Annotated in this window: 11 protein-coding genes; 1 reads left to right on the forward strand and 10 read right to left on the reverse strand. The window is 68.1% G+C overall.

The window, feature by feature from the left end; genetic code table 11:
* Positions 1-108 precede the first annotated feature (108 nt).
* The 10 genes from KTR9_RS21380 to KTR9_RS21420 all read right to left on the reverse strand — a co-directional run bounded on the left by KTR9_RS21380 (position 109) and on the right by KTR9_RS21420 (position 11,074).
* On the reverse strand, positions 109-1,038 hold the full coding sequence (locus tag KTR9_RS21380) for an aminoglycoside phosphotransferase family protein (protein WP_014928077.1): 930 nt from the start codon (positions 1,036-1,038) through the stop codon (positions 109-111).
* 22 nt (positions 1,039-1,060) lie between these two features.
* Positions 1,061-1,765, reverse strand: a complete 705-nt coding sequence (locus tag KTR9_RS21385) for a response regulator (protein ID WP_014928078.1) — start codon at positions 1,763-1,765, stop codon at positions 1,061-1,063.
* On the reverse strand, positions 1,762-4,311 hold the full coding sequence (locus KTR9_RS21390) for a sensor histidine kinase (protein WP_014928079.1): 2,550 nt from the start codon (positions 4,309-4,311) through the stop codon (positions 1,762-1,764). The genes KTR9_RS21385 and KTR9_RS21390 overlap by 4 nt, the downstream gene beginning before the upstream one ends.
* Before the next feature lie 19 nt (positions 4,312-4,330).
* Positions 4,331-4,966, reverse strand: coding sequence for a potassium-transporting ATPase subunit C (locus KTR9_RS21395; protein WP_014928080.1), 636 nt, complete (start codon positions 4,964-4,966; stop codon positions 4,331-4,333).
* A gap of 4 nt (positions 4,967-4,970) precedes the next feature.
* Positions 4,971-7,115 carry a potassium-transporting ATPase subunit KdpB gene (kdpB, locus tag KTR9_RS21400; protein WP_014928081.1) on the reverse strand — a complete coding sequence of 715 codons (2,145 nt, stop codon included), beginning with the start codon at positions 7,113-7,115 and terminating at the stop codon, positions 4,971-4,973.
* Positions 7,112-8,944: a potassium-transporting ATPase subunit KdpA gene (kdpA, locus tag KTR9_RS21405; RefSeq protein WP_014928082.1), complete on the reverse strand. Its 1,833-nt coding sequence runs from the start codon at positions 8,942-8,944 to the stop codon at positions 7,112-7,114. Before kdpA ends, kdpB begins: the two co-directional genes overlap by 4 nt.
* A gap of 3 nt (positions 8,945-8,947) precedes the next feature.
* A complete protein-coding gene (locus KTR9_RS27070) occupies positions 8,948-9,046 on the reverse strand; it encodes a hypothetical protein (RefSeq protein ID WP_010840794.1) in 99 nt (32 codons plus the stop codon).
* Positions 9,047-9,300: 254 nt separating this feature from the next.
* The gene (locus KTR9_RS21410) at positions 9,301-9,696 is read right to left on the reverse strand and encodes a PPOX class F420-dependent oxidoreductase (protein WP_044507241.1); all 396 of its coding nucleotides are present in this window, start codon (positions 9,694-9,696) and stop codon (positions 9,301-9,303) included.
* Complete coding sequence (locus KTR9_RS21415) at positions 9,693-10,439, reverse strand: maleate cis-trans isomerase family protein (protein ID WP_044507243.1); 747 nt, start codon at positions 10,437-10,439, stop codon at positions 9,693-9,695. Before KTR9_RS21415 ends, KTR9_RS21410 begins: the two co-directional genes overlap by 4 nt.
* Positions 10,440-10,468: 29 nt before the next feature.
* Positions 10,469-11,074, reverse strand: coding sequence for a DNA-3-methyladenine glycosylase I (locus tag KTR9_RS21420; RefSeq protein WP_014928085.1), 606 nt, complete (start codon positions 11,072-11,074; stop codon positions 10,469-10,471).
* Between the two features lie 254 nt (positions 11,075-11,328).
* Here KTR9_RS21420 and sigK point away from each other — a divergent pair, with 254 nt between their 5' ends.
* Positions 11,329-11,883, forward strand: a complete 555-nt coding sequence (sigK, locus tag KTR9_RS21425) for an ECF RNA polymerase sigma factor SigK (RefSeq protein WP_014928086.1) — start codon at positions 11,329-11,331, stop codon at positions 11,881-11,883.
* The last annotated feature ends 289 nt before the right edge of the window (positions 11,884-12,172 follow it).

A 12,172-nucleotide genomic window follows, 5' to 3' on the forward strand; every position in this document is an offset into this window, starting at 1 on the left:
TCGGCCCCTCGCTTCGCTCGGTGCCGGCTCAACCAGCGGAGAAGGGCACCCACTCGAACCAGCGGGAGGCTCGCCACACGACGCACAGTCGACGACATCGGGCGCAGGTCAGTCGATCACCGCTTTGGCAACGGTGACGCAGGTGGTGATCCATTCGCGGTCGGTCGGGCGAAGGGGGCGCGCCGCGCGTTCGGCATCCACGATGGCCCAGTGCGCGTTGAGGATCATCCGTACGATGACCCAGTCGCGTGCACGATCCTGATCGAGGTCGGCCGCGTCGGTGATGGTGTAGAACCGCCGACGGATGTCGTAGCGCACGTCGGACGCGCGCGAGCCCAGACGATTCCACAGCATCGGGGCGAGTTCGTAGTGTGCGTCACCCGACATCGGGCTGGGGTCGATGGCTACCCACCGCCCGTCGGCATCGGCGAGGACGTTCTCATGGTGCAGGTCGCCGTGCACGATGACACCGACGGTCGCATTGTCGGCCAGCAGGTCTCGTCCTAGAGACAGCGCTTGTTCGACGAAGCGCCTCGGCACCGGCGCGTCCCGCGGGATACTGGCCAGATCGCCCAGCCAGCGCTCCAGATGCGCGGTGAGCGGAGTGAGCCGGCCCGGTGCCGGAATGTGCAACCGGCCGTACAGATCAGCCACCACCAGGCAGGCCTCGTCGTCGTCGACCGTCGTCAGGTCACGCCGCGAGAGACGTTCGAGGAGCAGTGCGCGGCGACGGGGATCGGCGCGGAGCATGCGTACCGCCCCACGACCCTGCCAATGGTGCAGTCCCAGTGCTTCTTGCGCGCCTTCGTCGTCACCGTCGAACGCCACCTTGAGGACCGCGGGCGTGCCGTGCCGATCGATCACCGGAACCACGAGCGACTCGAAACCGTGCCACAACTCCTCACCGTCACGGCGCAGACCCCACTCGTCCAGGAGCGCCGAGACGGCACCCGGAAGTCGCCGCAGCCAGTCCGCCCAGAGCGGACCGAGCGCGGCCTGCTCCGACAGTCCGTCTGGGATCTCCGCCGCGGTGATCATCGGGACACTCCGGCAGCGCCGATCACGGCGCCCCGCGAACGAACCGGTAACCCATTCCCGCCTCGGTGATGAGATGGCGGGGATGCGCCGGATCCTCTTCGAGCTTGCGCCGCAGACTCGCCAGATAGACGCGCAGGTAGTTGCTCTGCCCGAGATATCCCGGACCCCAGACCGCGCTCAGGATGTCGCTCTGCGACACCAGCTTTCCCTCGTTGCGTACCAGCAGCTCCAGGATGCCCCATTCGGTCGGCGTGAGATGGACCGGCGCCTGCCCGCGCGTCACCTGTTTGGCGGCGAGGTCGACGACGAACGCACCCGCGTCCACCACCGGCGACTCCGACGTCGCGTGCGACGCGGCACCGCGCCGGAGCGCGGCTCGCAGCCGGGCCAGGAACTCCTCCATACCGAAGGGTTTGGTGACATAGTCGTCGGCCCCGGAATCCAGGGCCACCACCTTGTCGGCGGCATCGGTTCGCGCCGACAGGACGATGACCGGAACCGTCGTCCATCCGCGCAGTCCCTCGAGAACCGTCAGACCGTCGATGTCGGGCAGTCCCAGGTCGAGCACGACCACGTGCGGGTTCTCCCGAGCCGCTGCCGCCAGCGCGGCCGCGCCGGTGGCGGCGGTCGTGACCGCGAAGCCACGCGCGTTGAGGTTGATGCGCAGGGCACGCAACAACTGCGGTTCGTCGTCGACGACCAGGACGCGTGTCTTGTCCGTGCTCATCGGACCGGTCCTGCCGTCTCGACGGGGACGTCGAGGTCGTCGGTCGCGGGCAGGTCGACGACCATCGTGGCGCCGCCGCCCGGCGTGTCCTCGACGCCGAGCACTCCCCCGATGGCCGTGACGAACCCTTGTGCCACCGACAGCCCCAGACCCACCCCCGACGACGCACCGCTGGTGTCGCCGCCCTGGTGGAACGCCGCGAAGATCTGGTCGCGGTCCACGACCGGGAGCCCTGGTCCGTGGTCGATGATCCGGATCTCGCATCGTGGCGGGTCGGCGGGGGTCAACCGAGCGGTGACCTCCACATGCCCACCGCCGTGACGGCGCGCGTTGTCGATGAGGTTCGCCAGGGCACGCTCGAGCAACCCGGGATCGGTGTACGCCCAGGCGTGACCGAGATCGAAGGTCAGGGCCGGCTCCCGGTCGGTTCGGGCCACGGCCGCGGCGGCGCGGTGGACGACCTCGGGAAGAAAGGTCCGCTGCCGGTGCGGCCGAACCGCACCTGCGGCGAGCCGCGATGAATCCAGCAGGTTACCCACCAGCGAGGTGAGGTGGTCGACCGACTCGTCGACGGTCGCCAGCAGTTCCGCGGTGTCCTCGGGACTGAACGTGACATCGTCACTGCGCAGACTCGACACCGCGGCCTTCGCCGCGGCCAGTGGTGTCCGGAGGTCGTGGCCGACCGCTGACAACAGTGCCCGCCGAAGCTCGTCGGTGCGCGCGAGGGCTTCGGCCGTCGCCGCCTCTGCTTCCAGCGCGTGGCGTTGTACCGCGCCCGCGGCCTGCCCGGCCACGGCTGCCAGGACGCGCCGGTCCCGCGCGCCGAGCTTCGGTCCGCGCAAGAGCAGTTCGAACTTCTCACCCGGCACGACGCAGACGGTGTCGGCGTCTTCCGGCGACACCGGAGGCGACTCGCCGACGGCGGCCTCGACCACGCGGCCGGCGCGTGAGGTCCGCCGCACGACCGACACCGCGGACTGATCGTAGGTCTCCCGGAACCGCTCCAGGAGAACCGGGACGTCGGCGCCGCCGAGCACGACGCTGGAGAACAGCGCCAGCAGTTCGGCCTCGCGCGCGGCGTCCTGCGCCTGCGCCCGGCGTACCGTCGCCGAATCGACCAGCGCGGCAACCGCGATCGCGATCATCAGCATGACCAGGATGGTGATCAGGTTGTCGGGCTGGCTGATCGTGAACGTGAACCTCGGATCGGTGAAGAAGAAGTTCAGCAGCAGACCCGAGATCACCGCCGACAGGGCTGCCGGCAGGATTCCGCCCAGCATCGACACCGCCAGCACCGCAACGAAGTACAACGCCGACTGGCTGGCGAACCCGAGCCACGGGTCGAGCAGCTGCAGCACACCGGTGACGCCCGCGGGCACCAGCACGGCGAAGAGCCAGCTCAACGGCCGGCGGAAACGGGTGTCCCGGATGTCCAGGCGCGACCGTCGTGACGTCTCGTCGTGGGTCACCATGTGCACGTCGATGCGGCCGCTGTCGCTGACCACCGCCGCCCCGACACCCTCGTCGAAGATCCGCTGCCACCTCGGTCGCCGTGAGGTGCCGAGGACGAGTTGGGTGGCGTTGACCCCGCGTGCGAACTCCAACAACGTGTCCGGGATGTCGTCGCCGACGACGGTGTGAATCCGTGCCCCGAATCCCGCGGCGAGCTCTTTGAGCGCGGCGAGGTCGACCCCCACACCGGTCAACCCGTCGCCCCGGACCACGTGGACGGCCAGCAGTTCCGCGCTCGAACGCGATGCGATCCGGCTCGCGCGTCGGAGCAGCGTCGGCGATTCGGCGCCACCGGTGACGGCGACGACGACCCGCTCACGCGCTTCCCATGTCTCGGTGATGGAATGTGCCGCACGGTAATCCGCGAGCTTGTCGTCGACCTGGTCGGCCAGCCACAGCAGCGCGAGCTCGCGTAGCGCGGTGAGGTTGCCCTGCCGGAAGTAGTTGGCGAGGGCGCCGTCCACCCGTCCGCCCGGGTAGACCTTGCCCGCGGACAGGCGCTGCCGCAACGCTTGTGGATCGATGTCGACGAGTTCGATCTCGTCGGCACCGCGCACGATGTCGTCGGGCACGGTCTCCCGTTGCACCACGCCGGTGATCTGCGCGACGACGTCGTTCAGGCTCGCCAGGTGCTGGATGTTGATCGTCGAGTAGACGTCGATGCCGGCGCCGAGCAGTTCCTCGATGTCCTCCCACCGCTTGCGATTTCGAGACCCGGGGATGTTGGTGTGGGCGAGTTCGTCGACGAGCGCCACCTCCGGCCGGCGCGCCAGCACCGCGTCGAGGTCCATGTCCTCCAGTGGCGTCCCGCGGTACGACCGGCTGATGCGCGGGATCGTCTCCAAACCCTCGACGAGAGCGGCGGTGGCCACCCGGCCGTGGGATTCGACGACGCCGATCACGACATCCGTTCCCTCGTCGACGAGGGTTCGGGCTTGCGCGAGCATCTCGTAGGTCTTCCCCACTCCGGGCGCGCAACCGAGGAACACTCGCAGCTTGCCCCGTCCCTCGGGGTGTCCGGCCGCAGAGCTCATCGATCGATTCTAGCCTCGGTCACGGGGCCCGACATTCGGCCGGTGCGTGCCCCAGCGCCAGGTTCACCTCGAGGACGTTCACGCGGGGCTGACCGAGGAACCCCCACTGCCTGCCCTGCGTGGAGGCGTCGATGATTCCCCGGATGTCGGCCGGCGTACGACGGTTCTCGCGGGCCAGCCGGGCAACCTGTAGCTCGGCGTATTCGGGACTGATGTGCGGGTCGAGTCCCGATCCCGACCCGGTCACCGCGTCGGCGGGCACCGCGGACGGCGCCACCTTCTCCCGCTCTGCGATCAGCGCTCGACGCGCGGTGACGTTCGTCAGCAGGACCTCGCTGTTGGGCCCCTGGTTGGACGCCGCCGACGCCGACGGGTCGCCGGTCGCCATCGGCTCGCCCGGGGCACCCAGGACCCGGGCATGCAGGTACGGGTCGGGCGCACCCGGTTGGACCAGGGGATCGACGCCGATCAGCGTGGACCCGACGGGACAGCCCGCGGCGTCGGAGACCTGCGAGCCCTCCGCGCCGTCGGTGTTCACTCGCGAGACCGCCCACACCGCAGCGGGATAGGCGACCCCCAGGATCAGCGTGAGACCCAGGATCATGCCTGCGGCGGCGACACATTGCCGGACGAAGCCGGACCAGATCGTGTTCATGGAGTCATCCCATTCCCGGAAGTAGTCGAACGACGAGATCGATCAGCCAGATGCCGACGAACGGGGTGATGACCCCGCCGACCCCGTACAGGAGTAGGTTGCGGCCCAACAACTTCGACGCCGAGTCCCGCCGGTAGCGCACCCCGCGCAACGACAGCGGGATCAGTGCCACGATGATCAGCGCATTGAAGATCACCGCCGAGACGATGGCCGACTGCGCCGAATGCAGGCCCATGATGTTGAGGGCGTCGAGCTGCGGGTAGACGGCGGTGAACATCGCGGGGAGGATCGCGAAGTACTTCGCGAGATCATTGGCCAGGGAGAACGTCGTCAGGGCACCCCGGGTGATGAGCAACTGCTTGCCGATGCCGACGACCTCGATGAGTTTCGTCGGATCGGAGTCGAGGTCCACCATGTTGCCGGCTTCCTTGGCCGCCGACGTCCCCGTGTTCATCGCCAGCCCCACGTCGGCCTGCGCCAGTGCGGGCGCGTCGTTGGTGCCGTCACCGGTCATCGCGACCAGGCGCCCGGCGGCCTGCTCGGAGCGGATGAGGTCGAGCTTCTGCTCGGGCGTGGCCTCGGCGACGAAATCGTCGACGCCGGCCTCGGTCGCGATGGCCCGGGCGGTGAGCGGATTGTCGCCGGTGACCATCACGGTGCGGATGCCCATCGCGCGCAGCTGCGCGAAACGTGTTGTCATTCCCGGCTTCACCACATCGGACAGGGCGATCACACCCATGACCTCGGCCGGTTCCCCGGCGGCGCGGACGCCGACCACCAGCGGTGTCCCACCCGCCGACGACACCCGTTCCACGTCGGCGGCGACGGTGTCGTCGACCGTCCCCTCCCCGGCCGTGACCCATCGGGTGACCGCGTCGGCGGCGCCTTTGCGGTACTCGACGAGGATGCCGTCGGTCGGCGAGTCCACCCCGCTCATCCGGGTCTGGGCGGTGAACGGGACGATCGTGTCGTGTGCTCGGTCCGAGCTCACTCCCCCGTCCGGCGCGATCCCGTAAGCGGACCGGCAGAGGTCGACGATGCTGCGTCCCTCGGGTGTGTCGTCGGCGAGGCTGCATCGGTGGGCGACCCGCGCCAGTTCGTCGACGGGGACTCCCGGCGCCGGGTACAGGTCGGTGGCTCGACGGTTGCCGTAGGTGATCGTCCCGGTCTTGTCCATCAGCAGGGTGTCGATGTCGCCGGCGGCCTCCACCGCGCGCCCCGACATCGCCAGTACGTTGCGCTGCACCAGACGATCCATGCCGGCGATGCCGATCGAGCTGAGCAGGGCGCCGATGGTCGTCGGTATGAGGCACACGAGCAACGCGATCAGCTTCACCGGGTCGGGCGACTGTCCGGCGTACTCCTGCATCGGCGCGACGGCCACCACCGCGAGCAGGAAGATCACCGTCAGGCTCGTCAACAGGATGTCGAGAGCGATCTCGTTGGGGGTCTTCTTGCGGGCCGCCCCCTCGACGAGCGCGATCATCCGGTCGACAAAGGTCTCTCCCGGGGTGGTGGTGATCCGGACGACGATGCGGTCGGAGAGCACCACGGTTCCACCGGTGACCGCCGATCGGTCCCCACCGGACTCGCGGACGACCGGCGCCGACTCGCCGGTGATCGCCGACTCGTCCACGGTGGCGATCCCGTCCACGACGTCACCGTCACCGGCGATGATCTCGCCGGCCTCGACCACGACGAGGTCGCCGATCCGCAGGTCGCTGCCGGCGACCTCCTCGGTCGTCCCGGTACCGGCGAGGTCGTCGTCGGCACACAGCCGACGAGCGACCGTGTCGCGCTTGACCTTCCGCAGACTGTCGGCCTGCGCCCGTCCACGCCCCTCGGCGACGGACTCGGCGAGGTTGGCGAACAGGACGGTGAACCACAGCCAGGCGGCAACGGTCCAGCTGAACCAAGACGGACGCACCACCGCGAGCACGGTGGTGACGACGGCTCCGAGGAACACGACGAACATCACCGGATTCCGGGCCTGATCTCGCGGGTCGAGCTTCCGTATGGCGAGCGGCATCGACGTCACCAGGGAGCGGACGTCGAAGGCTCCTCGCGACACCAGCGCCGATCCCGGTTCGTCGGAGTCCTCGACGCGCCGCTTCGCGGGTTCGTCGGTCGAGATGAGTTGAGTGGTCACAGCAGTGCCTCGGCGATCGGTCCCAGCGCCATGGCCGGGAAGAAGGTGAGTCCGGCGACGAGCACGATGGTCGCGGCCAGAAGGAATCCGAACAGGAACCCGGAGGTGGGCAGCGTCGAACGCGTGTCCGGCTCCACGGCATTCGGGGCGGTGCCGGCGGGGGCAGGCAGGACTGCGGTTGTCGTTGGGTCGTCGCTGTTCACGGCACCGGCAACGGGCGAAACAGCAACGGGCGAAACGGCAACGGGCGAGGCGGTACCGGTGCTCGTGCCACCGCCGCGTGGGGTCTGGCGTGCCAGGAGGCCGGCGAGCGCGAGCACGAGCACGATGGGCAGGAATCGGCCCAGGAGCATCGCGATGCCGAGGGAGGCCTGGAACCAGTCACCGGTCGCCGTGAGGCCGCCGAAGGCGCTGCCGTTGTTGTTGGCTGCCGAGGCATACGCGTAGAGGACTTCGCTGAACCCGTGGATCGAACCCGGGCTGCCCGGATCCCCACTGTTGCCCTGCGCGTCGGTCGTCGAACCCAGGATCATGGAGATCCCGGCCCCGGTCAGCACCAGTGCCGGCATCACCAGCACGTACAGCGCGGCCATCGTGATCTCGTGCTGCCCGATGCGCTTGCCGAGGAAGGCCGGCGAGCGTCCGACGAGCAGACCGCCGACGAAGACGGTGATCATCGCCATCACGAGAATGCCGTACAGACCCGATCCCACCCCGCCGGGCGCGACCTCGCCGAGAAGCATGTTCCACAGGACGGCGCCGCCGCCTACCGCGGAGAAGCTGTCGTGCGCGGAGTTCACCGCGCCGGTCGACGTGCCGGTGGTCGAGACCGCGAACAGTGCCGATCCGGGAATCCCGAATCGGACCTCCTTGCCTTCCATCATGGCCCCGGCGGCCGCGGAAGCGCTTCCGGCGGTGCGGGTCTCGAAGGCCCACACGAGCGTGAGCATCAGCGACCAGATCGCGGCCATCACGGCGAGCAACGTCAGGCCCTGCCGCCGGTCGCCGACCAGCGTCCCGTACGTGCGCGTCAGGCAGACCGGGATCAGCAGGAGTGCGACGATCTCCAGGAGGTTCGACAGCGGCGTGGGGTTCGAGAACGGGTGCGCCGAGTTCACCGACAGGGTGCCACCACCGTTGGTGCCGAGTTCCTTGATGGCCTCCTGGGAGGCGAACGGACCGACCACGCTCCGCGCATCGGCTCCGTCGAGGGTGGTCCAGCCGAATCCGGAGTGCCAGGACTGCACCAGACCCTGGGTGATCAGCAGTGTCGCCAGGACGAGACTGAGCGGCAACAGAATTCGGATCGACCCACGCACGAGATCCACCCAGAAGTTCCCGATCTCACCGGTTCCGCGTCGGCTCATGATGCCGCGGATGACGGCCATCGCGACCGCCATGCCCACCGCCGCAGAGACGAAGTTCTGGACGGCGAACCCGATCATCTGCGTCAAGTTGCTCATCACCACTTCGGGCGAGAAGGACTGCCAATTGGTGTTGCTCACAAAGGAGATCGCGGTGTTGAACGCCATCGACGGGGACACGCCCGGTTTGCCGTCGGACCACGGCAGGACCCCCTGGAGTCGCTGCAGAAGGTAGACGACGAGGAACGAGATCAACGAGAAGCCCAGTACCGCCAGGGCGTATCCCGTCGAAGTCTGTTCGCGGCTGGGGTCCACGCGCGCCATCCGGTAGAGGACGCGCTCGACGCGTAGGTCCTTCCCACCGGCGTACACGCGTGCCATGTAGTCGCCCAACGGGACGTATGCCACGGCAAGGATCGTCACGAGCGCGACCACCTGGAGCAGCCCCGCAACAGTTGTGTTCACCGATCAGAACCTCTCCGGGAACACGAGCGCACCGAGGAGGAACAGGACCGTCGCGGCCGCGAGCGCCAGCAGCACGACGTTGATCACCCCGTCGGCGGTCACGACTTGGTCCTGACATCGAGAGCACGCACGGCCAGCACACACAGGGCGAACCCCGCGATCGCCAGCAGCACGTAGACGAGGTCCGCCACGAGAGTCACTCTCCGATCACTTCGACATCCACCCGTTCGGTGGCCTCATCGAAGGATCACGCAGCCCCAGGGTCCGCGGGAGAGTCCTTAACGCATTCCATACGCGGACCGCGCGGTTATTGACGTCGCGTTGACGACGCGCTCGACCCGCCCGGTCGTGAAGTTCTACGCCCCAGGCGTGATCACGATCCCGACGCTGCCGTGCTTGCCGCGGCGGATCTTGCTGCCGAAGATGCTGATCTTGCCGAGGAGTCCGTACTTGCGAGCGATCGCCTGCTTCACGCGGTCGCTGCCGGCCTCGTCGAGCACCTCGGCGGTACCGCTGACTGGTGCGCCGAAGGTCTTGTTTCCCCGCACATCACAGGCCTGCACGACCACACGGGGGTCGCGCCGCAGACGCTTGACCTTCCACGAGTCCGCGACGGTCCACATGACCAGGCGGTCGCCGTCGAGCGCCGCCCACAACGGTGAGGTCACCGGGGTTCCGTCCTTGCGGTAGGTCGTCAGGTTCACGTACTTGGCGGTGCCTGCTTCGCCGAATGTCGCCGCGCTCGAGGTCATGCGGCAATGCTACGGGCAAACAGTGCCTGCGCATGGCCGCTCGACGAGCCTGCGGGCCTGGTGAATTCTCCGAGAACCCCGGCGTCGCGGAGGGTCGCCCAGGCGGTGACCTGGTTCGCCGACAGGACCGGCTTGCCGAGCTCGTCTTCGAGGCCGGCGAGGATGTCGTAGGTCCACAGGTTGGTGCAGGACACGAAGATGGCATCGGCGTCGGGATGGTCCGCGGCCCGGATGAGATCGGCGGTCACGTGGTACGGGATCGTCCAGATCTCGTGGTCTCGACCGAGTCCGGCCTGCGCCACGACGCTCCGGCCGGACTCGGCGAGGAAGTCACACAGCAATCCGGTGAGAGCCGCAGTGTACGGGGTGGCGACGGAGAGCGTGCCGATGTCCAGCGCGTCGAGTGCGCGGATCAATGCCTCGGAGGTCGTCACCGCCCGGTCGGCACCGGCCGCGACCATGCAGTTCGAGATCTCGAGCGCACCGGCCATCCCGTAGACGAAGCTGCCCGACGCACAGGCGTAGCCGAACGCACGCGGTCGAACCGACGACACGGCTCGCACCGCAGCGGCGATCTCGGCGTGATTGTTCAGGTCGCGACACAGTTCGACGTCGACCGGCGCGTCGATGAACCCGGTGCGGGTGAAATACAACGACGCCGAATCCGGCATCCATCGCCACAGCTCACGGTCGAGAGCCATGTCGAACGGACACACCATCCCGATGCCGATCTGGGCCGTCATGCAGGGATGATGACACATTGTCGGATTGTCTACAATTTCTGTGGGTGCGCGTCCCGCAGCGCCGCGTCCACCTCCGCACGGATCACGCAGCCGTATGCGTGGTCGTTCACCATCCCCGTCGCCTGCATGAGGGCGAACATCGTCGTCGGACCGACGAACCGCCAGCCGCGTTTCTTCAAGTCCTTCGACAACGCGACCGACTCGGGCGAGGTCGTCATCGAGCCCGGCACATGGTCCCCGCTCGGCGCGTGACCCCAGAAGTACGACTCCAACGACCCGTGCTCATCGATGAGTTCGACGGCGCGTCGTGCATTGTTGATCGACGCCTCGATCTTGCCGCGGTGCCGGATGATGCCGGCGTCGCCGAGCAGCCGGGTGACGTCGGCATCGGTGAACCGTGCCACCTGCTCGATGTCGAATCCGGCGAACGCCGCACGGAAGTTGTCCCGCTTCATCAGGATGGTCCGCCAGCTCAGCCCTGACTGGAAACCTTCGAGGCAGACGCGTTCGAACAACGCCGTGTCGCCCGCGACCGGGAAACCCCACTCCGTGTCGTGGTAGGTGGTCTCCGGCTCGCGCGCCGCCCACGAGCAGCGCGCCCGGCCGTCGGCGATCGTTATCGTGTCGTCAGGCATGCATGTCCCTCTCGTCGCGAGGAGGCTACTCCGCGACGCCGACATCCCTGCTCATCGCCGGTATGAGGCCTCGATCGCCACCGTTATCTCACCGTTACCAAGCATTGCGAATCCATCCCGTTGTGTCTCGCGATGATCACTTCCGACGGTGGCCCGCCTAGCGTTGGACACATCGCATCGCAGGACACCCCGGGCAGTGATCGCCGGAGCGGACTCCGAGAGCGTCACCAACATCTGCGGCAAGGAGCTTCGTGATGAAAGACACCGATCTGAGCGCCCTCCTCGCCCGGGTGGCGACCGGCGACATGGACGCGTTCGCGCAGTTCTACGACGCAACCTGCGACCGCGTCTACGGAATGACGCTCCGCGTGCTGCGCGACCCGGGGTACAGCGAAGAGGCAACGCAGGAAACCTTCCTCGCGGTCTGGCGCAACGCCGATGCCTACGACCCCGCCTCCGGTTCGGCACTCTCCTGGATTCTGACGCTCGCGCACCGCCGCGCCGTCGACCGCGTCCGGTCGGAGTCCGCCGCGACCCGCCGCACCGTCGCCTACGGCATCGCCGACACCGGCCGCGAAATCGACGAGGTCAGCGAGTCGGTGGAGCGGCGCGAGATCGCCCGTCTCATCCACACCGGCCTGGAGACACTCACCCCGCTGCAGCGACAGGCGATCGAACTCGCCTACTTCCACGGACTCACCTACCGGGAGGTCGCCGAACACCTCGAGGTGGCCCTGCCGACCGTCAAGTCCCGGATTCGCGACGGCCTGATCCGGCTCCGGCAGACCGTCCCCGGTCGCGCCGCCTGACACCTCCCGTTCCACCGTTCCGACCGACCCCGCTCGCCGGCGACCACGCCACCCGAGTGGGGTCGACTCACGTCCGGACCAGGACAGAAACCGCTGTGTCGTCGGCCACACAAAATTTGGGACTCAGGCCAGGTCACAGCCGTTAGCACCACGCGTTCTGTCCGATTCCACCCACCACGTCTCCCGTCGTCCGGTGAGGACAGGCAAAATCATGGGTGGATGTCACACGAGTCCATCCCCGTCGTGATATCGGTAAAGCCGGACCCACAAGGCCGCACACTGCAGCGTC

Source organism: Gordonia sp. KTR9 (genome assembly GCF_000143885.2).
Classification (GTDB): Bacteria; Actinomycetota; Actinomycetes; order Mycobacteriales; family Mycobacteriaceae; genus Gordonia.